Origin of the sequence: Methanosarcina mangrovi, assembly GCF_052057765.1 — an archaeon.
Classification (GTDB): Archaea; Halobacteriota; Methanosarcinia; order Methanosarcinales; family Methanosarcinaceae; genus Methanosarcina.
Genome location: NZ_CP195120.1, coordinates 1,370,850 through 1,395,746, shown reverse-complemented (window position 1 = coordinate 1,395,746; position 24,897 = coordinate 1,370,850). Strand labels below are relative to the sequence as shown.

The 24,897-nt window shown below is 41.2% G+C and carries 23 protein-coding genes and 2 tRNA genes; 8 read left to right on the top strand and 17 right to left on the bottom strand.

Features of this window, described 5'->3' with window-relative positions; genetic code table 11:
• Positions 1–73: 73 nt before the first annotated feature.
• The 4 genes from ACSAZL_RS06380 to ACSAZL_RS06365 all read right to left on the bottom strand — a co-directional run bounded on the left by ACSAZL_RS06380 (position 74) and on the right by ACSAZL_RS06365 (position 1,093).
• Complete coding sequence (locus ACSAZL_RS06380) at positions 74–259, bottom strand: hypothetical protein (RefSeq protein ID WP_440947871.1); 186 nt, start codon at positions 257–259, stop codon at positions 74–76.
• 106 nt (positions 260–365) lie between these two features.
• On the bottom strand, positions 366–542 hold the full coding sequence (locus ACSAZL_RS06375; protein WP_440947870.1) for a hypothetical protein: 177 nt from the start codon (positions 540–542) through the stop codon (positions 366–368).
• Positions 539–721: a hypothetical protein gene (locus ACSAZL_RS06370; RefSeq protein WP_440947869.1), complete on the bottom strand. Its 183-nt coding sequence runs from the start codon at positions 719–721 to the stop codon at positions 539–541. Before ACSAZL_RS06370 ends, ACSAZL_RS06375 begins: the two co-directional genes overlap by 4 nt.
• Positions 722–817: 96 nt before the next feature.
• Positions 818–1,093: a hypothetical protein gene (locus ACSAZL_RS06365; protein WP_440947868.1), complete on the bottom strand. Its 276-nt coding sequence runs from the start codon at positions 1,091–1,093 to the stop codon at positions 818–820.
• A 275-nt stretch (positions 1,094–1,368) separates the two neighbouring features.
• Here ACSAZL_RS06365 and ACSAZL_RS06360 point away from each other — a divergent pair, with 275 nt between their 5' ends.
• Positions 1,369–1,686, top strand: a complete 318-nt coding sequence (locus ACSAZL_RS06360) for a hypothetical protein (RefSeq protein ID WP_440947867.1) — start codon at positions 1,369–1,371, stop codon at positions 1,684–1,686.
• A 439-nt stretch (positions 1,687–2,125) separates the two neighbouring features.
• On the opposite strand, the gene ACSAZL_RS06355 is transcribed toward ACSAZL_RS06360, so the two are convergent.
• Entirely contained in the window at positions 2,126–2,566 is a 441-nt protein-coding gene (locus ACSAZL_RS06355; RefSeq protein ID WP_440947866.1) for a very short patch repair endonuclease, read from the bottom strand.
• Positions 2,567–2,667: 101 nt separating this feature from the next.
• Here ACSAZL_RS06355 and ACSAZL_RS06350 point away from each other — a divergent pair, with 101 nt between their 5' ends.
• From ACSAZL_RS06350 to ACSAZL_RS06340, 3 genes are read left to right on the top strand one after another with little or no spacing between them, the layout of a single operon-like run.
• On the top strand, positions 2,668–3,876 hold the full coding sequence (locus ACSAZL_RS06350) for a DNA cytosine methyltransferase (RefSeq protein WP_440947865.1): 1,209 nt from the start codon (positions 2,668–2,670) through the stop codon (positions 3,874–3,876).
• 16 nt (positions 3,877–3,892) lie between these two features.
• Positions 3,893–6,604: an ATP-binding protein gene (locus ACSAZL_RS06345; RefSeq protein WP_440947864.1), complete on the top strand. Its 2,712-nt coding sequence runs from the start codon at positions 3,893–3,895 to the stop codon at positions 6,602–6,604.
• A 2-nt stretch (positions 6,605–6,606) separates the two neighbouring features.
• Positions 6,607–7,542: a hypothetical protein gene (locus tag ACSAZL_RS06340; RefSeq protein ID WP_440947863.1), complete on the top strand. Its 936-nt coding sequence runs from the start codon at positions 6,607–6,609 to the stop codon at positions 7,540–7,542.
• A gap of 397 nt (positions 7,543–7,939) precedes the next feature.
• Here the strand turns inward: ACSAZL_RS06340 and ACSAZL_RS06335 are convergent, their stop codons facing one another.
• The gene (locus ACSAZL_RS06335) at positions 7,940–8,155 is read right to left on the bottom strand and encodes a hypothetical protein (RefSeq protein WP_440947862.1); all 216 of its coding nucleotides are present in this window, start codon (positions 8,153–8,155) and stop codon (positions 7,940–7,942) included.
• 771 nt (positions 8,156–8,926) lie between these two features.
• On the opposite strand from ACSAZL_RS06335, the gene ACSAZL_RS06330 reads away from it, so the two are divergent.
• A complete protein-coding gene (locus ACSAZL_RS06330) occupies positions 8,927–9,277 on the top strand; it encodes a hypothetical protein (protein ID WP_440947861.1) in 351 nt (116 codons plus the stop codon).
• 209 nt (positions 9,278–9,486) lie between these two features.
• On the opposite strand, the gene ACSAZL_RS06325 is transcribed toward ACSAZL_RS06330, so the two are convergent.
• Positions 9,487–10,215 carry a class I SAM-dependent methyltransferase gene (locus tag ACSAZL_RS06325; protein WP_440947860.1) on the bottom strand — a complete coding sequence of 243 codons (729 nt, stop codon included), beginning with the start codon at positions 10,213–10,215 and terminating at the stop codon, positions 9,487–9,489.
• An 849-nt stretch (positions 10,216–11,064) separates the two neighbouring features.
• Here ACSAZL_RS06325 and ACSAZL_RS06320 point away from each other — a divergent pair.
• Positions 11,065–11,136 (top strand) — tRNA-Gly (locus tag ACSAZL_RS06320).
• Positions 11,137–11,942: 806 nt separating this feature from the next.
• On the opposite strand, the gene ACSAZL_RS06315 is transcribed toward ACSAZL_RS06320, so the two are convergent.
• From ACSAZL_RS06315 to ACSAZL_RS06300, 4 genes are all read right to left on the bottom strand, one after another.
• Complete coding sequence (locus tag ACSAZL_RS06315; RefSeq protein WP_440947859.1) at positions 11,943–13,061, bottom strand: PGF-pre-PGF domain-containing protein; 1,119 nt, start codon at positions 13,059–13,061, stop codon at positions 11,943–11,945.
• A complete protein-coding gene (locus tag ACSAZL_RS06310) occupies positions 13,058–13,876 on the bottom strand; it encodes a hypothetical protein (protein WP_440947858.1) in 819 nt (272 codons plus the stop codon). Before ACSAZL_RS06310 ends, ACSAZL_RS06315 begins: the two co-directional genes overlap by 4 nt.
• Before the next feature lie 54 nt (positions 13,877–13,930).
• Positions 13,931–14,623 (bottom strand): hypothetical protein, encoded by a 693-nt coding sequence (locus tag ACSAZL_RS06305; RefSeq protein ID WP_440947857.1) that lies wholly within the window; start codon positions 14,621–14,623, stop codon positions 13,931–13,933.
• 92 nt (positions 14,624–14,715) lie between these two features.
• A complete protein-coding gene (locus ACSAZL_RS06300; RefSeq protein WP_440947856.1) occupies positions 14,716–17,442 on the bottom strand; it encodes a hypothetical protein in 2,727 nt (908 codons plus the stop codon).
• A 916-nt stretch (positions 17,443–18,358) separates the two neighbouring features.
• Here ACSAZL_RS06300 and ACSAZL_RS06295 point away from each other — a divergent pair.
• Complete coding sequence (locus tag ACSAZL_RS06295; RefSeq protein WP_440947855.1) at positions 18,359–19,492, top strand: hypothetical protein; 1,134 nt, start codon at positions 18,359–18,361, stop codon at positions 19,490–19,492.
• A gap of 81 nt (positions 19,493–19,573) precedes the next feature.
• Here the strand turns inward: ACSAZL_RS06295 and ACSAZL_RS06290 are convergent, their stop codons facing one another.
• The 4 genes from ACSAZL_RS06290 to ACSAZL_RS06275 all read right to left on the bottom strand — a co-directional run bounded on the left by ACSAZL_RS06290 (position 19,574) and on the right by ACSAZL_RS06275 (position 23,070).
• Positions 19,574–19,813, bottom strand: coding sequence for a hypothetical protein (locus tag ACSAZL_RS06290; protein ID WP_440947854.1), 240 nt, complete (start codon positions 19,811–19,813; stop codon positions 19,574–19,576).
• Positions 19,814–20,163: 350 nt separating this feature from the next.
• Positions 20,164–21,894 (bottom strand): radical SAM protein, encoded by a 1,731-nt coding sequence (locus ACSAZL_RS06285; protein ID WP_440947853.1) that lies wholly within the window; start codon positions 21,892–21,894, stop codon positions 20,164–20,166.
• A 155-nt stretch (positions 21,895–22,049) separates the two neighbouring features.
• Positions 22,050–22,122, bottom strand: a tRNA-His gene (locus ACSAZL_RS06280).
• A 165-nt stretch (positions 22,123–22,287) separates the two neighbouring features.
• The gene (locus ACSAZL_RS06275; RefSeq protein ID WP_440947852.1) at positions 22,288–23,070 is read right to left on the bottom strand and encodes a sulfide-dependent adenosine diphosphate thiazole synthase; all 783 of its coding nucleotides are present in this window, start codon (positions 23,068–23,070) and stop codon (positions 22,288–22,290) included.
• A gap of 364 nt (positions 23,071–23,434) precedes the next feature.
• Between ACSAZL_RS06275 and ACSAZL_RS06270 the strand changes: the two genes are divergently transcribed.
• On the top strand, positions 23,435–23,728 hold the full coding sequence (locus ACSAZL_RS06270) for a DUF5316 family protein (RefSeq protein ID WP_440947851.1): 294 nt from the start codon (positions 23,435–23,437) through the stop codon (positions 23,726–23,728).
• A gap of 118 nt (positions 23,729–23,846) precedes the next feature.
• Here the strand turns inward: ACSAZL_RS06270 and ACSAZL_RS06265 are convergent, their stop codons facing one another.
• Both ACSAZL_RS06265 and ACSAZL_RS06260 read right to left on the bottom strand, forming a co-directional pair.
• Positions 23,847–24,392 carry an META domain-containing protein gene (locus tag ACSAZL_RS06265; protein ID WP_440947850.1) on the bottom strand — a complete coding sequence of 182 codons (546 nt, stop codon included), beginning with the start codon at positions 24,390–24,392 and terminating at the stop codon, positions 23,847–23,849.
• A 141-nt stretch (positions 24,393–24,533) separates the two neighbouring features.
• Positions 24,534–24,830 (bottom strand): VOC family protein, encoded by a 297-nt coding sequence (locus ACSAZL_RS06260; RefSeq protein WP_440947849.1) that lies wholly within the window; start codon positions 24,828–24,830, stop codon positions 24,534–24,536.
• Between the last annotated feature and the right edge of the window lie 67 nt (positions 24,831–24,897).

Sequence of the window (24,897 nt, the reverse complement as noted above, 5' to 3'; positions counted from 1 at the left end):
CAACATGCTATCTTTTCTACTGCTGTATATTGCCGAGTTGGTTCTCCACGGAAACCGCAAACAGGACAGATAATCATAGTCTCACCCTCTGAGAATAGAAGGTTTCCAGGTCCGGAGCTACAAACCTACTCCGAATATTTTCTTTTTGAGAGGGGGAAATTCTCCCAAGGAATTGGTCCTGGAGTTCTTCTCTATAGGAGTGGAGTTCTTCTTTTCTGGTTCTATGAACCGGAACCCTGGCGGGTACTATGCCCTTCACATACCCACCCCCGAGAGGATAGAGAGGCAGAATACAAGCATTGCCAGGCCAAAGAGGGCACAGGTTCCAAAAACAACGAAGCAAAGACCCATACCGGAAATTACCCTCATGCTTGAACCCCCTGGACCATTCTCCTGAAATAGGTCAGTGCGGTTCTTTCGTTCTTGATTCTGGCACGCTCTTTAGGGGCGCAGTTTGAGCAAAGGCGTTTTCCATTGACTTTATGCCAGGAGGCTGGGACAAACGTTAGCCGGCAGTCTTCGCACAGTTCATGTTTTGTCATGACTGCTCACCCCCTTCACAGATCACTTTACAGAAATCTGAAATAAATTGGACTGCTGGCAGGAGGGCAGCCTTTTTAGGGTCAATAGCTGCAAACTGCAGAACATACGGGTTTTGTCTCAGATCCTCAAGGCTGAGGGGTTCAGAGGCAGATCCAGAAAAAGAAAGTTCTGCGCTCATGCCTTCACTTCCTTAAAGTGTAAATAGGTGAAGAGCATATAGTTCTCCGAGGGGTGAATCGTCGGCTCTTTGCTTGGCGGCTGGTGCTCGATCTTCTCACTCCTCATCCTTGCTCACCTCCGGACTCGAGGCGAGTTTTTCTTTCTTTTCAGGCTTCACCTTAACAGGCCTCCATGAGTTTGTTATTGGTCTCGAGTTTGAGGTTATCTGCGAGGCAGCGAAAGCATAGTATTTTTGGGAGTGAATCGTCGGCTCTTTGCTTGGCGGCTGGTGCTTGATTTTCTCACTCCCGATAACCCCGGTCCTTTTCCCGAAATTAAGGTCTTTTGGGGCAGGTTCGTGCGTTGATTTTATTGTTTTTTCTCCGGTCATGCAAGCACCTCAAGCGCATACCCTCTCGACTACAACTTTATCGTCTTGGTCTGCGAATTTGATGTAGTCACCAGGTCTCAACGCTAATCTCTCGCACAATTCAGGAGGCAATAGAATCTGCCAGTTTCTCCATACTTTTGATTTGGTCGGTTCCATAAGCATCGTTCCCCTTATTTGATGTAGTAATTACTATATTGTATAGTAGAAACCATACTATGTTATTTATACACTTCTACAGAAACTTAGTAACAAAGTCTAATAACCGGAGACTATGAATGGCTGGAGTCGTAAAGAAAAAGGAGCAGATTAACGCAACTGTGTCTCCTTGGATCAAAAAACGATGTTTAGAGTTAGCTGAAACTCCTGAGTTTTCCAGTGTTTCTGATGTAGTATCTCAAGCACTATCCGAGTTCTTCGGGAAGTACGATTACATAAAAGCCAAAGAATCAAAGGAACGCGAAGATAGAATTCCTGATTTGCTTGATGCTCTTATGAAAACAAAAGAAGGACAAGAATGGCTTCAATCAGCTTTTAAGGTTGAAAAAGAGCCGGAGAATAAAGAGGATAAGTCCCGGAAGGTAATTATTGATTAATACTTATACTCATAGAGAAAAAAACTCTCTGTCTAACTACTGCGGCAACTTTTTTAGATTAATTATACAAAACGAGACAAATTTGTTTTTTGATACAAAACTTTATTTATTAAAGAGTTGGCTTCTTTGTGCAAAAATGAACCTCAGAAGGCACAAAAGGAAGGATAAGAATTTACACGGAAGGTTATTATTGATTAAATAGTGCGGTAACTGTAGAAACTAATTTTATATTCCCACAGCTTACAGTTGATATCTCTAAGTTTGGACCACATTTGATCAAACCGGTCCGTAAATCAGGGGATATCTATGTAGGTCATGAGCATGTTGGAAAAACTGCTTATGTTTATTAAGGGAAACTAATATCTAATGCAAAAAAGCCACTTTTTTTAACAATTTCCGAAAACTGTCTTGAAATAGAAAACCAAGTAATTCATACAACCTAATTATCTGAAGAAGTGCTTTTTTGCTTATAACCCTTTTTCAGGAGAGTATCCAAGATTTCCTGTTTGCATTTATCACCATCTTCTAGTATTTCCCATTCCCAAAAATGAAGAACTTCCCATCCTCTACCGATTAGTATTTGGTCATTTTTTCTATCACGTTCAATATTCCTTTTTATTTTTTCGTGCCAAAAAGGAGAGAGACGTGATTCCCATTCTGAAAAATTATAACCATGCCAGAAATCACCATCACAAAATATTGCAACTTTATATTTAGGGAAAACAATATCTGGTTTACCAGGCAATTTAAAGTGTACCCTATAACCTCTGATACCATTATGCCATAATTTTTTTCTCAGAATTATTTCAATTTTGGTATCTTTTCCTTTTATTGAGGACATTATTTTACTTCTTTTTTCAGGGGAAAAAATGTCTGTCAAGCTTTACACCACGCTAACAAAAATATTTATTAATTGGTTGTTCCTATTAAATAAAAATACCATCGTAAGGTATATCATAAAATAAGTTATATAGAAAAAGTGTGAAAGAGATAGCTATGCCAAACTATATTGATATTTTTGCAGGGTGTGGCGGTCTTTCCCTTGGGTTATATAATTCTGGTTGGAAAGGAATATTTGCAATTGAAAAAAGCGAGTATGCATTTGAAACTTTAAAATATAACCTAATTGAAAATAAAAATCATTTTGATTGGCCACCATGGCTTGCTGAAAAAGAACACGATATAAACAATGTTCTGCAAAAAAATAAAGCTGAATTAAAAAAACTAAGGGGAACCATCGATATGGTTGCCGGTGGCCCTCCATGCCAGGGATTTTCTACAGCTGGAAGGCGAAATAGAGATGATGAAAGAAATAAGCTCGTTGATTCTTATGTTAGTTTCATCGAACTGATACGTCCCCAAATACTTTTTTTCGAAAATGTCAGGGGTTTTGCAGCGGGCTTTTTAGATGAAAATAACAATAGGGGAGAACCTATTTCCAAAAAAGTCATTACCCAATTAACTGGTTTAGGATATACTGTTAAGCATCGGATTATAGATTTTTCAGATTTTGGCATACCACAAAAAAGAATGAGATTCATTATAATAGGTATGTTGCATCATGATCCTGATCATTTTTTCAAAGATGTTTATAGCTCAAGACATGATTTCCTCAAAGAAAAAGGTCTTGGGATTTCAACTACATTAGAAGAAGCTATATCTGACTTAAGAAGAGTCCATGGGGAAACGAAATGTCCGGATTTCCTTACGTTCCAAAGTGGGATTTATGGCAAAAAAGAGAGTAATTACCAAAAATATTTAAGAGATGGATATATAAAGGAAGTTCCTGATAGTCATAGGTTTGCTAAACACAAAGAAGCTACTGTTGGCAAGTTCCAGTATATCTTGGATAACTGTGAAAAGAACAAGATTATTGATAAGAAGATCAGGGAATTATATGATACGAATAAGCACTGTATCACTTTGCTGGATGGTGGGTCATATTGTCCTACTTTGACAACATTACCGGATGATTATGTCCATTATTGTGAACCTAGGATCCTAACTGTAAGGGAATATGCCAGGATCCAGTCATTCAATGATTGGTTTGAGTTTAAAGGCAAATATACCACAGGTGGTAAAAACCGCGTAAAGGAAGTTCCGCGTTATTCACAAGTGGGAAATGCAATCCCTCCCTTGTTTGTTGAACATGTGGGGAACGTTTTGAAAAAATATATATGTTATAATTAATATCCATTTTGTTACTATGGATAATCCTTCTGAAGCTCCTGATGGCACAGTATCCCATTTTAAAACAAATGTCCTTTTGAAAAGTATTCTTGGTAAAGACCTTATCAATGATGATAATATCGCAGTAATTGAACTTGTCAAAAATTCGATTGATGCGGGGTCCCCAGTAATTAATGTTGAGTTCCGTAACCTAAAAAATTGTATAGTTGATGATTTTGGTTTTTTTGATTCAGGTTCTGAAATTGGTTCTGAAATTGGTCTTTCGGAAGCTCCAAAATTAATAATCACTGATTTTGGAATTGGGATGGATGCTAAAGATATTGAGACCAAATGGCTAAATATTGCCTATTCTGAAAAGAAAAACAGTAAAGGAGAAGATGGGAGACTGTATGCAGGCGCCAAAGGGGTTGGTAGGTTTTCCTGCGACAGGCTGGGGGAATATCTTGATCTTTATTCCAGGAAAAAGGATAAAAAAATAAGGCATTTGCATATCAAGTGGAGTGATTTTGAAGTCGATAACGAAGGTGATCTGGAAATACAGGATGTAGGCATATTACATCATGATATTTCAGATGAGGAGTTTTATGATCACACTGGTCTTGGTTCATTTGATCAAGGTACAATTGTGGAAATTAGCAAGCTAAGAAGTTATTGGGCTCATTACCATCCCCGAAAAGACGAGTGGGACCTTTCCAAGATCTTAAAACTCAAGAAGTATTTGGAGAAACTTGTAAATCCGCATTACAATATAAGTGGGAAAGGCATTAAGATCTATCTGGTAGCTAAGGAGTTTGTAGACCAAGAAAAAAAATCACCTACGCATGAAAAAGTGAATGGGCTCATTGAAAACAAAATATTTGAAAGGCTAGAATTCAAAACAACATCAATTGAATCTTTTATTTCTCCAGATGGTAAGGAAACTACTACAATTCTTCGGGATAAAGGTAGGATAATATTCTGCCTAAGGGAAAAAAATGTCAAGTTCCCTTTGCTGAAAAACATAAGAATTGTGCTGTTTTTCCTCAATCAGTATTCGAAAATATTTTTTACAAAGCAAGTAGGCGTACGACCTGTAGAATTCGGGTCAATACATTTATTCATTAATGGTTTCCGTGTTCCACCTTTCGGGGATGAGGGAAATGACTGGTTGGGATTGGAAATACGGAAAGGTCAAGGTTATGCTCGTTTCCTAGGAACGAGAGACTTGATAGGTTGGGTGGAAATTACAGATGAATCTAACGATTTCCAAATAATTTCAAGTCGAGAGGGATTAGTTAAAAACCAAAAATATTTGCAACTAACTGATGGTTCAAATAGCTATTTTTATGATGTTTTCAGAAAAATAGAAAAGTATGTTGTTGAAGGCCTCGATTGGGACCGGATCTCTAAGAAATCCCCGGGTGAAGAAATTGATGATGATTTTAGTGAGTTAAGGAATCCGGAAGTCAAGAAATATATTAAGATGGCTGAAGACAAGGTCTTAAAAAAAGGTTTAGAACTAGGGGAAGATGAAATTTATGGGGAAACCCAAGGAGAAAAAGACCTAAGGGTAATCCAATTAATATATTCTATATTAAGTACTAAACCGGATCATATTTTGGAACTTTATATTAATGAGGATCTTATTAGGCTATTAGCTGTAGAAAACAAGGAAAAAGTGCAGAATATATTTAAAGATTTCTCAAAAATAAAACCACATTTACTCAATAGTAGTACTAGCAAAGTCATCAATGACGTGAATTTGCTATTTGAAAATCAGGAAAAGGAATTACATGAAAAATCTCAGAGATTGAGAGAAGAACTTGAAGAAAAGAAAAAAATAGAAAATGAATTGAAAAATGCAAGAATTGAAGCATTCAGGGCTAAAGAACAAGCAAGAAAAGAAGAAATTGAACGGAAAAGGGCTCAGAGACAAGCAGATATTGAGAAAAAAGAAAAAGAAAAAGCAGTATTAAGGGCAGAACAAGAAATAGATAAAAGGGAAATTGCAGAAAAAGAGGCAAATGAAGCGAAATTCCAAATTAAGACACTCTCGTCACAGAATTACTTTTTGAAAAACTCAAAAGAACAGAGTAAAGATCAACTTATTAGTTACTTACATATTATTGGTACGAAGTCATTGACATTAGAAAGCCATATTCGTTCGATATTGTCTATCCTTGAACAGAAGGAACCTGACATTCAGAAAGCCGTTGAAAAAATTTATAAATTAAACCGTGTAAACAATCAAATATATACTATTTCAAATGTCGGTTCGAAAGGCGGCATTAATGAAAATGAATTCAAGAAAAAGGAGAATGACATTATTGGTTTTATTCATGAGTATCTTATAAACATCAGTATTCCCTATACCGAAGGAATAAAAGTACATCCTTTTGAGAAACCTAACTTTAATCTTGTGAAAGAATTTGAACCTTTTAGCATAAGCTATGTCATTGATAGCTTTATAGACAATGCTTTAAAAGCAAATTCGAACAACATTTATTTTTCGGCTAGTATCATCAATGGAAGCTTCAAGTTGGATATAGAGGATGACGGTGATGGTATTCCTCAAGAAGTGATTGATATCCAATCTATTTTTGAACCCGGTGTAAGATATTCCAAAAAAAGGGGTAGCGGTCTCGGCTTATATGATGTAAAATCTTTCTTGGAAAAAATAGGTGGTTCGGTAGTCGTTTATAGGAGTAAACCAAAAGGTGTTAAATTTGAGGTAGTGATTAAAAAATGAGGTTGAGATATAAAATTCTTATTTTTGATGATGATGAAGAATGGATAGATGGAACAAAAGATGATTTTGTCAGCATTGTGGAAAACGAAGGATTTATGATTGACCCAGATGAAGATATTGATTATTTTACGAATTCAACGGGTTTCTCTGGAAATTTTGATACTTATGACATGATCCTAGTTGATTTTGATCTTCGATCCGAGCACGGAAACGAAATAATAGAACGTATAAGGAAACATCAACATTATACCGACGTAATTTTCTATACTCAAGGGGATGAAGAATTAAGTACCTTCCTTTCTCCAGAGGTACAAGGTATTTATTGGACGCATCGAAGGCAACTAATTGATAAATTCACAAAAATATTTTATAACTCCATTAAAAAAATACTTGACTTAAACAATCTACGAGGGCTTGTCATGGCTGAAGTATCAGAATTAGACAAGCTTAAAGGAGATATTGTTGCTTTGGCAATGAAACAAGAATTAATTAATGAGTCATTCTTTAGAAGTAATTTATATCCTATAGTCATTGGTTTTTGTAAAGCCAATCACAAGAAAGCTAATAAGTATGCAGGTAAAGACGTAAACTTTTCATATACTGATAGAACATATGAACAATACAACTGTGAACATTTCATTAATAACCATAATTTTTTTAATGTTGAGTTGAAAAAGAAGGCTTTGGCAAAATTGTTCGATGCACTTGATCCAGCTATCACTTTTGATGAAACTGAGTATCAGGAAAAGATTCAACAAAAAAGAAACAGGCTGGCTCATGAACCTGAATACTGGGAAGATGACAAGCAATGTTTTGGTGAATACGTGTTCACTCACGAAGAAGCAAAAACTATTTTCAAAGATATTGCTATGTATAAAAACATATTTCAAGGTGCAATCAGAGGGTTGCAGTCAGGTGAATATCAAATTCATAGATAATTATTTTTATCAATGAATTGCTTGTAACAAATATGTAAACTGTATTCCTTAATTTTGATAACTTTTAAGGATAATGTATTCAAATAGTTAACTCCACTCTCCCATCTTCTCCGGATTACCACCTTCTCACATGTGTGAAGTATACTTTTTACTTCTAAAAAATACCTGTTCAAATTAAGGCCCTTAATTTGACAAATTCTATTAATCGGTACAGTAGTTACGTACAGAAAAACAGATCACTAAGACATCGAATTTGTTAGGAAAATGGGAAATCTCAAAAATTAAAGGACACTATATAAAACTCAAGATTGTTAGAGGAAACAGAAGCATGAAGCCCATTTTTCATCATTAAATTTATACTTCTGTCAAATTAGGGTTATGAGTCTTGAATAATGGATTATAAATTAGCAGCCTGAAGGTCTTGAGCTTCTCCTGTAACTGCCCGGCTTGGCCTGGCTGCCCCCATTCTAAAAACAGTCTTCAGATTTGCCCTACATTCGCTTTTTTTGAATGGGTGCGTTGTTTTTTCTTCATGCTCCTTTGACTCAGCTCTCAGGGGCTTTCGGGAGAAAGGCAGCAGCCAGATCGGAGGAACCTTCTCCGGGAGCTGCAAAGGCCTAGCCTCAGGAAGTTCAGGCGAGTCAGGTTGATGGGTTCAAAAACTTATATCCAGTTCCCCAAAGGTAAGAAATGAAGAAAAAGGAGGCAGGGGCAGGGAAACAAACTTGTATTATACATATATAGACCCCTCAAAAAATGATTAGTTTTTTAAGGGCTATTAAGCCTTATTTGCTCTATTAAATATAGTTCCAATTCTTCCCCAATTAAAGTACATTAATTAAATGGTCTATTTGTTATTTAAAGGGTTTAAATACTTCAATTAGTTGATTAAAAATCGTTTTATCCTTACTTTTATCACTGAATTTTGTGTGGACGAAAATGATATCAGAAGCCTTAGTTATAAATAAACATAACTTGTGATAAGATAAAGGTTTTATATTGATTATTTATAGATTTTAGTGAGTATTTGAGATTATTTTCCCAAATAATTGATTTTTAGAGTGTATTTTTGTAGGAGAGATTCTAAATGCGTATTTATTACCCAAAATAAGCATTTTATATCCTTATTTCTAATACTGATTTAGAAGGACCCTAATACATATAAGATAGTCTCCATTTAATTCGAAAATTCTTTAATAAGTAAGCTGTGCTATTTGATAGATCAGTTTCAGAACTGAATAGCTCATAATTTCTTTAAACATCTTCTGCGTTCTTTTTTGGGGAAGCTGGTCTTATTCTGGATATTTACGGATTACTTTCAGTTAGCTTGACTACTTCTTATATATTTAGGGTGTTTTTAACTCTTCAAAAAATGGGGGTAAAAATGTTTATAAAAGCACATTGCCCGGTTTGTGGTACTGATGTTTACCATAATATAAGGTTGCACGCTCTTGAGCATCTGAGTTTTGAAGGGGAGAAAGAGGTTTGCAGGTATGCGGTTGAAAATGTTGAGGTGGTTGATACTCTTACAGAGGGGGACCTGATAAGGGATGTGTTACAGAGACTACACAGGATCATTCATGATGGGATTGAGGTAGAGGTTCTGGCCGGGATCCTGAAGGAGAATTACGGGATTACAGGGATTTGCTGTAGAGGGCTTATTGAGAGAATTCAGCTTGAGCTTGATATGTATTGTCCGGACAGGAAGAGGCTTTATTTTGTAGAGTCAAATTAAAAAAAACGTTTACGAAAAGTTTCATGTTTGAATAGTAAGATTTGCTACACTACTGACACTAAAAAAATATATTAGGTTATCAGTTTATATAAGATCTATGCTTGATGAAACTGATTCAAAAATCTCCTCAATACATTCCAATAGAAGTGGCGGCGTAAACCATTATTAATTTACATCTTTTTCCCAATATAAAATACATATCCATAATACTATTTGTATTTTGAATATAGGTCTGCCTCACGCCTCATAAGTGCAATCATATCCTCAACGGTTTTATTTCCCGCATGTTTTTTCAAAAATTCCTCTTGCCTTGCTTTTTGTGGAATAAGATAATTGTCTATCCAACAATTCTCAGGCAGCGTAAATGCGGCAACAGGGATATAACCTGTTTTTTGCATGATGGAAATATTATGCCCTATTGTGCTAATTTCAGGAACTGCGTCTAACCACCACTTCTCAATTTCAGCTGGGCGCTCATCAGTAAACCATGACTCATATGTTACGGCAACATAACCATCTTTTTTGAGGAACCCCTTCCAGTGATTCAAGCCTTTTTCAAAACCGATATTGGCAATAGCCCCCTCAGACCATATAAGGTCAAATTCGTCATTCTGAAACGGCAAATTATCCATTGAACCGACAATACCTTTTACCCTGTTCTGCAAACCAAGTTTTCCGGCTGTTACGTTAAGTTTATCAATCGAGCCGGCGTAAAGGTCGAGGGCGGTGATGGTTGCTTCTGTATTTTGTGCCAGAACCATTGTCTGAGCGCCTGTGCCGCAACCTAAATCGGCAATTTTTGTTTTGTTTGAAAGATTGTCGATAAAACCTAATGCCCTGATGGTTTCTTCGGGGCTGCCGGGTCCCTGCCGTTCAAGCTCTGTAAAAAATTCATTGATGAGGGCAAAATCAAATTCGTGGATTGTTATTTCTTCCATTGTTCCTACCTTATCTTCTAATTATACCTTTGGTTTTACTCCTTTATTAGGAAGAATAACTTATCTAATGATCGGTTTTTGTTTAATAATAATCAGTTTTTGGTTACTAAAAGATAATACAGTAGTGTTATCAGGATTAATAGTCTTCTTCGTAACAGGTTTTTGTTTAACATGGTATCGGAAAATATTGGAAAGAATGAAGCTTACCCTGCTGAAATCTAAGAGGCTGTAAATCTCAATAAATCAACTTTTAAAGCCTTTTAACCAGACAAAAATAGACTTAATTTAGCATTAGTTTTAGAAAGTGGATAGGAAAATACTGTGATCTCTGATTCTCACAAAGCTATATATTACCTTTTAACATAAAATATACTGTAATGTCTGATTTTTAGAAAAAAGATATCAGGCTGTCAGGATAGGAAGAAACTTTATTTTGTGAAGTAAAATTAAATAATTTCTTTTCATTTCATACTAATACGGTGTAAGCCCTAATCATAGCATTACTCTATTCTCCAACTAGCTATAATTTCTTTCAATTAGAGCTTTCAGAAGGAAAAATATATATCATGCCTCCAGACGTAACGTGATATAAAACACAATGCCACAAAAAATGGACAGGGAATAGACTATGATCAAAGAATGAAGGCTAAAAACCGAGAATAAAGAACAAGGAAAAGATAAGCATTAAAGGCGAGAAATACGGTTCTGATCGGCATATCAAAAACCTCTTCAATCTGAACTAAAGCGTGTTTTATCCGGGTCCGGACCTGCAAAATCTCACCGGGGGTCAACTTAATTAATAAGGAAGTATATAGTTAGAAAAGCGGCAGGGCGCCCTGCCAGCTTCGCACATCAGTAGTGTAGCGGTCATCACCGGGCGTTGCCAACGCTCGAACCCGGGTTCGAATCCCGGCTGGTGTATATTCTTTTAACTCCGTTTCTACTATCATGAATTGTGCCTATCTTTTTTCTTTCCTTTTCTCTGTCTTTCCGGTCTTTTGCTGATTTTTGGGTTTAATCTAATCGGTTATTTATTCAGAATACCCGAAGCTGGAATCTTTTATTTTCTCTCTTCTACTCTTTGCAGCCCTGAAATTGTCTCATCTACCACGAAAGAAAAAAATAACATGTAAATTCTGCTGGTATTAAGAGAAAACGAGAATTATAGCGAAATGCCTTCCGGGTCCAAAAAATGCTTCCCTTGACCCCGAAAACCACATTTCTATCCAACTTTCAGATGGAGACTCGCCAGTTTTTCCTGGTGACCTGCAAAAAGAAGAAACAAATGAAAAGAAAAAAGAAGCCTGAATGAAAAAGACTCAAAAAATGTATTTTCAGCCAGAATTTGATTTGTTCTTTTCTGTTGGTGTCTTACAGGCTTTCTCGATAGTTTCTGCTTACTGGTTTTTTTTCTCTTCTTTTCTTCTTCTTTTCTGTTTTTTGGGAAATACCGCTCTCCTGCGTCGGGCGTGACAAGAACGACATGATAAAGCGAATAAGGTTACATGGATCAGATGGATCTGTTCTTTAGTCTACTTGAGCGAAGCTCACTTCTTAACCCATAAATGGTCTGCTTGAGCGCAGCGAAACAGACCGCGTACTCCCGAGGCGCAATTCGGGAAGGACAGCGTACTGCAGAGCCGCAACTCTGCCGAGGCAAAATTCGGATGAAAAATAAGAAATAAGCAGCTTTTGGTGCTGCTTCAACATGGAATTCATTCAGGCATTTAGAACTTTCTTCTCATGACGCAGTATGCGGCTCCAACTGTTCCCAGAAAAGCTGCGGATTCAAAGCCAGGCATAGAACGCCAGCCTGAAGGTTTTTCGGGTTCAGATGCCACATCACCCGTAGTTTCGGTCGGAATAGGCTCGACCTCTATTGGACCAGATTCGGCTTCATTGGCTGCAACAATTACAAAGGGCCCGAAACCCGGGGTCTTGGCTTCGAAGTATACGTAAGTGTTGCTGTCCTCATCTAATTTCTCGGTATCAAGTTTGCTCCATGAATTGTCATAGTACCAGAGATTTAACGAACCTGCATCAATCTCGTTTTCTTCGAGCCAGTCCTTATCGACTCTGAAACCGACAACTGCATTTTCGATGTTATCAGAGTTTGCGATTCCTCCTGAACCCACCCAGATGTTCACGTTCTTATAGACCGTGCCATCAGGCAGATTCGGAACCAGATTGGATTGGCCTTTCAGCATTTCGACAACAGTAGTGATTTTTCCGAGAGTTTTCTTGGCATCAAACTCCACATACCTTATGCAGGTTACACCATTTGGAAAATCGAACCTTACGTGCGTTCCGTTGGTAACAAATGCCTGGGAAAGCTCTTTAGCCTCTACATTGTTCTGGGGTTCGGGGGAACCTCCAGCTCCGCCACCTGAACTGCTGCCGCTTGAGCTCTTATGTGAACCGCCGCCCGAACTTCCGCTGGAGGTTGACCCGACCTGGATGGAAGAACTGGCAGGAAGCACAGAGAATTCGGTTTTGTCGATATCCCTTAAAAGACCCACGAACTGGTATGTACCGGTTGACTCAGGAGCTTTAAGGGTATAGCTGAAACTTTTGTCATTTATCAGCAGGAAGGAAATCTTGTTACCATTTACAGTTACAGCTTCTTCCGGAAGGGTCGAGCTGACGTATGTGAAACCTGCAGGAATCTTTTCCAGGACCTGTCCGGCTGCCCCATAATCAGCTACATTGATCGTTACTTCAAACACCTCACTGGTGCTAACGGAAGAAGGAAGAGTCCTTTCTGCACTGCCTGCAGAAGCCGGTACTGCACATAAAACCAGGGTCATGAGCAGCACAAAAGCGATTTTAAACTCATGCAGTTTCATATCCGATCCCACCCGTCAGCAAAGTAAATTGCCAGAATTGCATATTTGATCCTGCTGGAGATCTCATTATTATTTACAATGTTTTTGATTTCTTCGGCAGAGAAACTCTTATCAGCGCCTCCAAACCTTGTCGTGAGCTCATCTTCCGAAACTACAATGATCGAGATGCTGCTATCATCTATAACTTCATTCCCGAAGTAATCCGTAGCTGTAAGAGGGAATTTAAACTCTCCTGCCAGAGTACTGCCTACATCGCAGGTATAAATACCTCCGTCTTCGAGTGTCAATGGAACCACTCCTCCGCTTATGGGGGTGAGATCGATGGTTACTGACAGAACCCCGGACAAGTCATCTGAGACTTCTGCCCCGATAGCTGAGCAATCTTCTCCGTCATTCAGGATGTACACAGGAGATGCAGAGCAGCTTTCTATGACTGGAGGTACAAAATCTCCTTCAAAAGTAAGATCGAGTTCCACTGGCGCAGCTCCGTGCTGGTAGGTCACGGAAACAGGCTCTGATTCAACGAGGCCCAGCTTGAAGATAATTTCCTTTCCATTATCTTCTTCTGTACCTGAGACGTCCAGCTTGTACTCTCCTGGCTTCACGATAGTTTTAGAGCCAGCAAGCTCGGAATCTATATAAGCTGAAATTATCGTCCCTGCGGGTACATCTGCATCGCCTGTAATCAGTTTTCCTTCAAACACGTTGGGAATCGAAGGAATATCGCTGGCAGATGCAACCGGAACAAGGGACATGCCCAGTACCAGAATAACCAGGCACAATAATGTTCCTAAGTATTTGTCCTTGATGGTCACCTTATCACCTTGAGATTTTCATGTTACCCGTGCAGATCCTTATAGAAAAATCCGTCAGGGTTTCCTTCTTGCCCCCCCGAGCTTTGAGCCGAAAGTGAGTAGAATGAGGCCTGCAACCGCATAAATAATCTGGAAACCCGGAGTACTGCTTGTTTCAGTGGATTCTTCCGAAGGTTCCGTACTCTGTTCGGCTCCAGCATTTTCACCTGAATCAGCAACTGTATTTTCAGGGACAGTTTTTTCCTGAACCGTTACGTCCGGTTGAGTTACTGAACTTTCAATGACCTCAGCTCCAGAATCTGCCGAATCATCGGTTTCTACAGATCCGGAACTTGAACTTGATGTTGAGCTCTTTTTAGAACTCCCTGAGTCGGCTACCTCACCGACCGACAGTTCGATGGATAAAAACTGTTTTCCGGATTCCCAGTCATAACTCGCACCCGAATCCTCTTCGTCCACCTTAAAAGTAACTGGCTTTCCCTCGTCCTCGGCTTCTCCGGGAATCAAGAGATAGAAACCTCCTGAGGAACTATTTATGATAGCCTCTTTTACCAGCTCTCCATCAAGGTAAGCTGCAACAACAGTGCCTGTGGGAGCCGGGTCCCCATCAATCAGGGCGACTCCCTCCACTGTCATAGGAAGCAAAGGAACTGCTTCTCCCTCTGCCATACATGTAGGGACAGCTGTTAGAAAAAACAACATAAGTACAGCTGTTCCCAATAAACTATTTTTTAATATCCTGTTCATGATTTACCTCCGATTGCTACGCAAACAAGAAAAAAAGAAAAAACCTTCAGCCTGAATGGCTGAAAAGTTGCTTGCTTTCGAAATTTCACCCCTTAGTTGCCTGTATCATCGGCTCCATCGTCGGCTCCATCATTGGCTCCGTCATTGGCTCCATCGTCGGCTCCGTCATTGGCTCCATCGTCGGCTCCGTCATCGGCTCCATCGTCGGCTCCATCGTCGGCTCCATCGTCGGCTCCATCATTGGCTCCATCATCGGCTCCATCGTCGGCTCCGTCATCGGCTCCAGCTGCGTCGGAGGGATCATCGGGCAAGATATCGTCCAAGACATCGTCGGGCAAGATATCGTCCAAGACATCGTCGACTCCATCGTCGACTCCATCGTCGGTTCCATCGTCGACTCCATCGTCGGTTCCATCGTCGACTCCATCGGAGGGCACGATTCCATCGACGTAGAACTCCACGCATTCGACGGAAGCATAGGTACCGGGTTCCTTCATGAAGATCCAGTATCCCTGTCCTGGAACCATAAGACAATCAGACTCAAGTACTCCAACCGGGCACGGAGCCATCTCTCCTGCAAGACCGTCTGCACCAAACAGGTCTATGACTCCAAGAGAGATTGTACCTCCCCAACCTTCATAGCAAGAATACGTGATGAGGTTGGAGAACTTATACTCCAAACCAAGAAGACCCTGCAATGAACCTAGGGTCTCGGCCCAGGCTACAGGTACTGTGGAGGTGTGCCCTATCATCTGCCATCCACAAGCAAGGTCAAGACATGGTGGTACATCTGGAGTTGTACAGTCAAGTGACATCGGCTTGAACACTACATTGCTTATGCAGGCTTCAGGACTATAAACCCAGTAACCCTTGCATGGTTCGATGCAGTCAGGGAATACCCATTCGCAACCGTCCCAGTAAATTACTGTGCTGCACTCTCCAAAGACCGATTCCGGGTCATCGTTGAACGTAGCCAGAGTCTTGGGCACGGATTTCAGGTTCCAGCCTGCATCAAGCGTGAGGCTCATGTCTTCGTATGTCTGGACAGGCCCGCAAACGGCAAAGCAATCGTCGTAGTTGCCCGCCCAATCCAGGGCAATAACTGCTACCCAGTAGTCCTGACCATAGACGAGGGGTTCTCCACCGCACCCTCCAATATAGACGTCTGTATCAAGGGTACACACGCCGTTTTCATCATATATGGATTCGAGTGGGCTTACAGCATCTGCCAGTTGCATATCCTCAATGCATGAGGGCTCGCATTCGCTGATTAAAACCACATATGGAGTAGAATAAGGATCGTATGGGTCGAAGCAAAGATCGTCTTCGATGTTATTATCCCAGCTAACATACAGTCCGGGCTCATCATATGTATAGTACCATGTAGTCGCGCTCAGCGCGTCAACAACACACAGGTTTGCCACGGCGGCCGGAGCAGTGCAGTCAACAGAGAAAGAAAATGGCTCAGGTTGATACTCCCTGCCTGCACAGTCAGTGATGCACACCGTCCAGAGCAGACCTATACCTTCATCCACTTCTGTATTCACGGAATAGCAGTTAACCACGTCTTCACCGACAACGCACGTACCCTCCTTTACTACCTCGCCGTCAATGAGCAGTTCGTAATCGAAAGGCAGCCCTGCTCCTCCCGAAACACTGAAGTTAAATTCCGGGCATGCAGAAACGAACTCATCATCCGGGAAATTGAGGCAGACTTCAAGCCCTTCACAATTGACATAGAATTCCCGGACACCACTCGTAAAGCAGTTTCCTGCCAGATCCTCAACTTCAACGTACCAGGTGTAAGCCCCATCCTCGAAGAAACCAGATGGAACGTCTATGGCTACGAGCTCATCAGAGAACATAGTCCCGGACAATTCCTCAAGAGGTTCTCCGTTGATGTACACCTGGTAACACAGCTCCAGATCACAGTCGTCAGAGAAATCATCCTCAGCGGTGAAACTGAATGTCATTAAGGGATAGGGATAGAAGGGATCATAGTCAGGACTGCCGATAATCCCGCGGAGATCGAGAGGATCATAGGGATCTGGATTTTCGCTGATGACGCAGCCATCATCCGGAGAAATAATTACTGCACTCGGGCAGTCGGTATCCACGTAAAGGTCGAAGTCGTCAGAGATACAAATATTTCCTGCTTCGTCTTCGAGTTCGATTCTCCATTGATGATAGCCATCAGCCAGCTCAGGCTCATATGTTACATATCCGTCACAATCCACAACCCCTGTTTTCTTCTCAATATCATTGATAAAGATAGCATAGGCAATTGTATCACTCAGTTTATCGACGATTTTGATATTGAAGCATACACAGTTTGTATTGACAGCAACACCCGGTTCAATTATAGTAAACCTCGGAGCTTCGTTGTCAATCACAAAGGCGTAATAATCAGTTGCCTCAACCGCGTCAATCACAAATTCCGCCGGTATCAGTTCCGGTGGCAAGCTGCCTAAGATGGCTACAGGAGCATAGTCGCCATCTAAGATGGCTCCATATACTATCACATCAACCGCGTCGTTTACATCGCCTTGAACGGGATATGTACCACACCAGACATTACCACTGTCATCCACTGGAGTCATTAAAATGACGGTGGGATCCAGATAGTAGTCACAAACAGTAAAAGCCGCATAATTGACGGGTTCGTTGAAGGTTACAGTGATCTCTACAACATCTCCCGCCGCGAAGGGACCTTCGTCGCTGTAGACGATACTATTAACGCACAGATCAACTGGAAGCGATACGGTATCTGTATTCTCCGTATCTCCTATTGCACTTGCTGTTCCTGCTAAAAGGAACATAATTAGCAGTGCACCAAATAGCATTATTTTTTGTTTCATATTTCTGCACCTAGATTCCGCAAATGTTCAATTTGATTCTGAGTCCAACATTGGATATTATATTATATTAAATAAATTTTTAAAGTTGCGAGTTGTAGCAGATTCCAGTTAGCTTGAACACAATCCTACAAACAGTCTAGAAATTCTGAAATTAATTATCGGTTAAAAATTAAATAAAACAAGACTGTAGGAAATTTACAGTTTTTATTTATAAAACTGCTTTTCGTCTCACCTCCTGAGCTTAATTAATCTGATCAATTTTATCCTCGATTAGTAGATCAAAAAGCCACCACTTCTCCGAAACCTTTTCAGGCAGGAATGTGTTAGCCTCTACCCCCGGCGCAACAAGTCTTAACCCCATTAATTCTTGCGTAACAGGGGAATTATAAACCAACCCCGTTTTTATTACCTGAGCTGACGGGTCAGCCCGGTACATCAGACATATACCTATTAATTGCAAACTGAAAATTCGCCACCAGGCAAATTCCTATGAAATACAAATATTTCACATTTAATATAGTATATGTCTTTTTATATTATCTTGTGACGATAATATGATGTAACTTATGCAAATATTTGATATAAATCTTTCTAAAAATTATTAGACACTAAATATAGTCCGAGATAAAAAATTTATGTTTAATAATAATGATTTTTTGAAAAATAATTTTTTAAAAACCAGAGTGTTTTTTAGATAACCACAAAGAAAATATACAAATGTAGACACCCTTTACAAAAAGAGTTCACCGAAAGGAATGGAAAAAGAGTGGAAAATTAAAGGAGTTATTTTCTTCTAAAAAGTATATACTCACAGATTTAAATGTGTAAAAACATTATTTAACAAAGAACATTTCATGCTACAGGGGAGGAATTCAGAATGAAATACACCTTTCAGGACTCTACAGAACTTCCTGTTCAGAGGGACTTTATCCAGGATTTGCAGGACTTCATAAGGATTTCAAAAGAAGCCATACCTCTTGAAAAATCAATTATAGGGATAAAGCAGGGAACTAAGGAAGAGACGGCAATCTCTCAGGAAAAGCTTGAGGAGATAGAAAGGTTCCAGAAAGACGTTATCAGTTATATCGAAGAACGTGCGCAGGGAATCGAATCCGCGGAGATTCTTGAAATTAAAACAAAAACAATCGAGGCCGCTTCAACGGCAGCCCTGTTAAAAAAGAATGAAAGGCTTGAAGACATTGATAGGCAAAACAGGCTGGCACTTATGGAAGTGCAGCAGCTTGAAGCCCGGATACTCACAACTCTTGGCCCTTTTTTTGAAACAAGCATCTATGGGGCCAAGCATGCCTATTATGCTTCAGTTGAAGCCAAAGAAATGAAAGGGAAGCAGGTCAGTTCGGTTAATGGTGTACAGTACGAATTTGAACTGCACTTTGCTCATGATTCACTGAAAGTCGAGGACCTTCAGGAACTTACCTTACCCGTGTGGGCAAAGAGCGGCATCCTTTCCAGAGAAGAAAAAGCAAAGAAGATGGATGTATCCGGTTTCCATATTATGAGCATCGAGTACGAGGGAAACGGTGTCCGGACAGTACTTCAAGACAAGGATGCAGAGCACATATTCAAGGTATCTGCAGATGAAATGAGTCTCCTGATCATGCATGGAGACCATGATATAACAGGAGACGAAAAACTGGCTCCTCTCATAGATAGCGAAGCTCTCTATATGTTTATGGGCAAGCTCAAGGAGTTTTTTACGAAATCCGTTGACTTCAGAAGACTCAAGAAGATCCTGCTGGAAAGGAAAAATGCTGTTGAAGAAAATACCGTGTTTGACTGCCTGAAGATTATAGCCGGCATATACGGGAAGCTCGTAAGGGAATGCGTTGAAAGGGGGTACACCAAAGGGGAAGTCACAATTAAAATGGAGGAGCCAGGAAGCGTACGGACCGAAAAATACATTTCGAAGTCTGAAGCTGCAGGTGAACTCTCATCCATAGGGAGCGAGGGCACAGAGCTTGCCAGAATCCTGGGAGTTGCCGAAACCTGAGAAAACTAAACGTCTAAGGAAAAATCCAGCTGAGACATAAGGAAAGAACCTGCTTTCTGGAAGCTACTGTATATGAAATATTCATGCTTCAAATGGTTCTTCCTTGTAGTCTTCCAGATTTTCGATTTCTTTATAGTCGGTGCCATCAGGCAGAAAAGGCGTGAAAAGGATAACCGAACAAAGGAGTAGAAATGTCCCAAACATCCGGGACTGCGCCTCAACAGTAGCATAAAACATGAGAATTCCAAGCATAACCCACAAAATAAAGCTCAACTGAAAAGCAAGCTTAACTCTACAAATATTTTCATCACTTCTGCTCAAGCAACTCCCCCTTGAATACCCAATTCATAAATGATTCGGGATTGAATAAATAGCTGTTTATTTCAAATATTTGGAACTTTTAGCTCCAGAAATTTGAAATGTTGTCCGACTGAAAATGGATTTTCAGGAATAAAATTTACGATCCTATGAGCCAACGCGTAAAAAAATTAGTAAGAATAGAACACCGGAAAAAGAAAGAAAAAGAAAAATAAGTCTGATTCAGAGTGAAGACTTAGGGCATCGGATTTAGAATATTAGACTTTTTTATTAGACTTTTTTATTAGACTTTTTTATTAGGCTTTTTTATTAGGCTTTTTTATTAGACTTTTTTATTAGACTTTTTTAGTGCATCAAATTTCGATAAAGCTGATAATCCTTTCTCCCTCGTTTATCCTCCTGAGAAAATCCTCTCTGTCTGTATATGGAACTCCAGCAGCTATGGAATCCGCTGCTTTTTTGCCAATCCCGGGTATTTCCCGGATAAGGGCGGGAGATGCGGTGTTTATCTTCAGGGGGTAGGGAATTCCGGTAATCGAACGCATTCCGTGCCCTGTAACAGTAATGTCCGTGAATTTCCGCAGGGGTATAAGGGCAGGAACCCCCACAAGTAAAGGGTAAGAGCCAAGCTGCCTTCCGAAAGTGACCCCCCGGTCATGCACTTCGCACATTACATCCCTCAGTACCGTTCCTTCCGGCACGACCCGGCGGAGCATTGGAAGGTCGATATTCTTTCGGACCTGTTCTTTATAATCCAGAAAGAGTTTCTTATGCTTCCTTGCAGCTTCATCCCTGCCATACATCGGAGTTCCGGGAAATGCCATAACCTGCCGGATATTGATTCTGCGGAGAAGCAGCCCCGAATCAAGCACCTGCTGCAGAAAATCATAGTTCAGCTGGAAGGTTTTTTTCGTTTCCCCCATCAACCCGTGAACGAAATTAATGCCCGGAAGAATTTCCGGAAGCCCGTTTACCCCGCGCCCGGCTCCCAGTCTGTTTACCAGTTTTATCGCCTCAAAAACCTCTTCGGAACTTGCCTTGAGGGAATTTGCTGCAACTACTTTCGGGTCAGCGGTCTCCATGCCGAAGGCTGCTACATCTCCGGAAGTGTGATATTTGATAATCGTCTTCAGGATCTGCTCAGACTCTTCCGGATATGTTGCCAGGGTTATGGGGTTTGCATTATCCATGTGGAGGACAGAAAGCTCGGGTGCGGAATTCCGGATTCCGCGGTAAAGCTTTTCAAGAACCTCAGGCACGGGTTTCGGGACTGGCCCTCCGGCATCTGTCCCGTGGTAAGAGAAAAGATCAGGCTGCCGTCCTATCCTGAAAAAGCGGGCTCCATGAGAATAAAGTGCAGAGACCTCGGAGACAACATCCTCTACAGGCCTGTAGTCCGAAGCCCCATAAAATGGTTCGGTGCAAAAAGAGCAGTGTACCTGCCTGCCGCAGCCCCTGTAGGTTTCGAGTTCGCACATGAAGTAAGGGTAGTCCGGGTGCTGCCGGATCAAAAAAGCCCCTTTCGGCCCCCAGCGCCCGATCTCAGCTGTTGTCCTGAAACGATGGTCAACGGATTCCGGGGTTCTCAGCTTTGCAGGACAGCTTTCACTGCTTCCTCTTTCGCTCCCATCGGCTCCTTCCTCAAAAAGATCGTAAGTAAAAGCTTCGATATCCATTTTTGCAAGTACGGCTTCTCCAAGGCTGATCCCGCCTTCCGTCCCCTTTGCAGCTCTTCCGCCTTCCCTGCTGAAACCGAGCCTGATAGGGCCGCCTATGACCTTTATTCCGTTTGCAGCCCGGAAAATGGCTTCGATCTCTCCCGGCGTGATAGGGGATGCCCGAAGATATTTTCCAGGCACGGTCATGCCTGCAATAATGACCACAAGGTCTGCTTTTCCGATAAGCTCGCCATCCCCGGGAGGGTTTTCCCGCAGGGTATCGATTGTCAGGTAGTGAATTTCTTTTTCGGAAAGCCCGCGCTCTCTCAGAGCTCCTGCTATGTACCGGGCATAAGGAGATAGATAAGGAGGAACCCCAAGGCAGGCGGGTTCGTCCACGTAGCCGTCTATGATGAGTGCTTTCATATCAGTTCTCGTTTCCTTTGTTTGATAACTGAAGATTGGAATATAGAGCGCAGCTGGATATTAAATTACAGGTGATAGAAACTTCATAAAATCAGAGATGAAGAGAAAATCCAGAAAAGATAAGTCAGGAAAAGAAACATAAAAAAAATCTTTAGGGCCGGGACCGAGAATCGAACTCGGGTCGTAGCCTCCACAGGGCCACAGGATGGACCTCTACCCTACCCCGGCCACAGGGTCTGGTACTTCAGGTTTGAAGCAACCTATAGAAGGAGTTTTTTTATATAAAGTTTTTGCCGGAAAAAGCATGAGCCCTTTTTAAGAAGGGGCAGGAATTCTGTCTCCGGCATTAAGAAACAGTAAAAGTCCGGTTCTGGACCGGGCTCAACCATAATATCAGATCTTTTTGAGTCTGTCAAGAGCAAGTTTTGCAGCCTTTTCTCCGGAAAGAAGCATCCCTCCGAAGACAGGACCCATTCTCGGGGCACGGGTTGCGGCATTTGCAGCCATACCTGCGACAATCAGCCCGGGATAGATTTCCTGGGTTGCATCCACAGCCAGGCGCTCGCCTACTTCAGACCACATCGGTTTTTCCCCGAGCAGCCCGAGTTCTCCGATCTTTGCGTTCGGGATCTTCCGGAGAATCGTATTGCAGACAACTGCATCATGGCCTGTCCCGTCAATTACGAGTTTTGTGCGGATCATGAGCGGGTCCACATGCAGACGCTGGGTTGTGACAGGGCCCCAGTTGATAACTATGCCGTTAACCCTGTCATTTTCCCGGATCATGACGTCTTCAAAACTCACAAGGTTAAAAACCTCAGCCCCCGCCGAAGTTGCCCCAGCTATCAGTTTCCCGACGGATTCCACGGAGTTTGCCACATAATACCCGGACTCGTACTCCTTATACCTGATCCCGAAGTCGTCCAGGACATGGCAGGCTTCTTCCTGCACAACAATGCGCGGAAACATCATGCCTCCGGCCCACATGCCGCCCCCGAGTGACAGCTTCTGCTCATAAATGGCAACCTTTGCCCCGGCTTCAGCCAGGTACTTTGCAGCCACAAGGTTTGCAGGTCCCCCTCCTACGAGTGCTACATCGATGTCCGTGTAGTCAAGGAAGGTTTTAGAATACTCATCAAATATTGCCCGTGTGATTATGACTTCGTCGAGTTCCATTTTAATCTCTCATAAAGCTTCTACGGTTGAAAGTCCGGGGGAAATTGCCCGGCGTTTTAAGAGGAAATCAGGGAATTGTTAACCCAGATCCGTAACATTAAAATTCACATTTTGATACAGGGCATTGCTTTTAAAGTTGTTGGAATCTGTGGAAAAAGAAAGTAATTCGCAAAAGGTTCTTCCGCAAAAGGTCTCTTCTCAATATACAGGGACTTCGAAAAGGAAATTCAGATCATGCAATTGCTGAAACCGTGCAGAATACTCGACTATTTTCACAACAAATGACCTGCTTTCCGCTGAGAAAGTCGAATCCACCAATAAATTATTATATTCTCATCACAAAATAAATGAAGCGGTGGAAAGGATGAAGAGTTTACTTATTATCGATGCGGGAATTTTTATTCTTGCAGCTGTCACAGCATTCCTGAAGGGAGACCCCGGGTTTATTATAGACATAATAGGCTTAACCGGTTTGATTTTTTTTGCTATAGCGGGAGTTTTGTCAGGTTCTTTTGTGAGTGGGGACCGGGTAAGGGCAAATTATGAGGACGAATATAAAGAGCTCAAGGAGAAAAATAGATTGTCAAAAAATTTATTTTATGTTGGGCTCTTCAACATAGCTATATCAGTACTTACTTATGAATTCACACTGCAGTGACTTGACATCATGAATTGAAGATCTCAACATATTGTAAAAAATTGTATTGAAGCTATATATTTGTTCGAGCCCCGATCTACCAGATCCATTTTTAGATCAAACATTTTTAGATCAAATTTTACCGCTCAACCTCTCCCCCATTTTTAAAGAACATTCTGTCACCTTCGGTTCCGGGATACAGGACAAGCTGGCCGTCCTCCAGAGCTGCTGTCTCCACACGGGGTAAAAGCGGCAGATATTCCGCCTCCATAGAGTCGGGCCCACAGGCCATAAGCGTCATGGCAGCCGGACCGATGGTTAAATTGTTTCCTTCCAGGGTGTAGTTCCCACTGCCGGTATTGCAGTCAGCTTTGATATGATAAGTGCCGTCAGGGAAGAAGGCAAGCGTATAGTTCTCAGGGTCAGGTATCATTAACTGGTTTCCGGTCATGTCAAAAGACTGGAAACTGGTCCACTGCCATTCGATACCGGTAATATTCTCAACATAAACCGGTTCAAGCCCTTGAGTAGTGTTTTCTGCAGGTTCAATAGTAGGTTCAACAATAGTATTCTCTGCAGGTTCAGCAGGAGTTTCTTCCTGCTCAGTACAGCCGGGCGAGAAGGAGAACAGAGCTAAACTCCCCATAGTAAGGAGCAAAATCATACCAATTGATGCAATTTTCATCTTCAGTATATCCCCTGTAAACTGGTTATATGGAATGATGCATCATTCAAATATATCCCTTGTTTAAGTTGGGGGTTTGATTTGTAGTCATCTGAATAGTTTTTTAACATTTTGAGGAAATTATAAACAAACCTGGTTGCTTCATATTTTGCCTTTTTTCCTTTTGACAGACTGGATGCAGTTGCCCCAGGGGTCTTCCAGTACGGCAAGGTTATCCCCGGGGTCTTCCAGTACGGCAAGGTTGTTCCCGGGTCTTGTGACAGGGCATTTTTCGATAAACTTTGCACCGTTTTCTGCCAGGTAATCTATTTCATTGTCCAGATTTTCACTCTTGAGAGCAGTATGGAACCGGAAATTGTGCATTATTTGTTTTTGCAGAGGCTGCACGTCAGGAAGTTTCCCCAGTTCGATCATTACCCTTTTATCTGCGTCTTCCATAAAGGCAACAGCTTTTTCATCGTCTTCAGCAGCGAATTCGAACTCAAAATCAGGGACTTCCCTATAT

Bases quoted from the DNA above. Each gene is read 5' to 3' on its own strand.
- ACSAZL_RS06295 (WP_440947855.1), top strand. From the start codon at position 18,359: ATGAAATACACCTTTCAGGACTCTACAGAACTTCCTGTTCAGAGGGAC.
- ACSAZL_RS06365 (WP_440947868.1), bottom strand. From the start codon at position 1,093: ATGACCGGAGAAAAAACAATAAAATCAACGCACGAACCTGCCCCAAAA.
- ACSAZL_RS06275 (WP_440947852.1), bottom strand. From the start codon at position 23,070: ATGGAACTCGACGAAGTCATAATCACACGGGCAATATTTGATGAGTAT.
- ACSAZL_RS06305 (WP_440947857.1), bottom strand. From the start codon at position 14,623: ATGAACAGGATATTAAAAAATAGTTTATTGGGAACAGCTGTACTTATG.
- ACSAZL_RS06260 (WP_440947849.1), bottom strand. From the start codon at position 24,830: ATGGAAGACGCAGATAAAAGGGTAATGATCGAACTGGGGAAACTTCCT.
- ACSAZL_RS06300 (WP_440947856.1), bottom strand. From the start codon at position 17,442: ATGTTCCTTTTAGCAGGAACAGCAAGTGCAATAGGAGATACGGAGAAT.
- ACSAZL_RS06270 (WP_440947851.1), top strand. From the start codon at position 23,435: ATGAAGAGTTTACTTATTATCGATGCGGGAATTTTTATTCTTGCAGCT.
- ACSAZL_RS06325 (WP_440947860.1), bottom strand. From the start codon at position 10,215: ATGGAAGAAATAACAATCCACGAATTTGATTTTGCCCTCATCAATGAA.
- ACSAZL_RS06330 (WP_440947861.1), top strand. From the start codon at position 8,927: ATGTTTATAAAAGCACATTGCCCGGTTTGTGGTACTGATGTTTACCAT.
- ACSAZL_RS06315 (WP_440947859.1), bottom strand. From the start codon at position 13,061: ATGAAACTGCATGAGTTTAAAATCGCTTTTGTGCTGCTCATGACCCTG.
- ACSAZL_RS06360 (WP_440947867.1), top strand. From the start codon at position 1,369: ATGGCTGGAGTCGTAAAGAAAAAGGAGCAGATTAACGCAACTGTGTCT.
- ACSAZL_RS06345 (WP_440947864.1), top strand. From the start codon at position 3,893: ATGGATAATCCTTCTGAAGCTCCTGATGGCACAGTATCCCATTTTAAA.
- ACSAZL_RS06375 (WP_440947870.1), bottom strand. From the start codon at position 542: ATGACAAAACATGAACTGTGCGAAGACTGCCGGCTAACGTTTGTCCCA.
- ACSAZL_RS06370 (WP_440947869.1), bottom strand. From the start codon at position 721: ATGAGCGCAGAACTTTCTTTTTCTGGATCTGCCTCTGAACCCCTCAGC.
- ACSAZL_RS06265 (WP_440947850.1), bottom strand. From the start codon at position 24,392: ATGAAAATTGCATCAATTGGTATGATTTTGCTCCTTACTATGGGGAGT.
- ACSAZL_RS06285 (WP_440947853.1), bottom strand. From the start codon at position 21,894: ATGAAAGCACTCATCATAGACGGCTACGTGGACGAACCCGCCTGCCTT.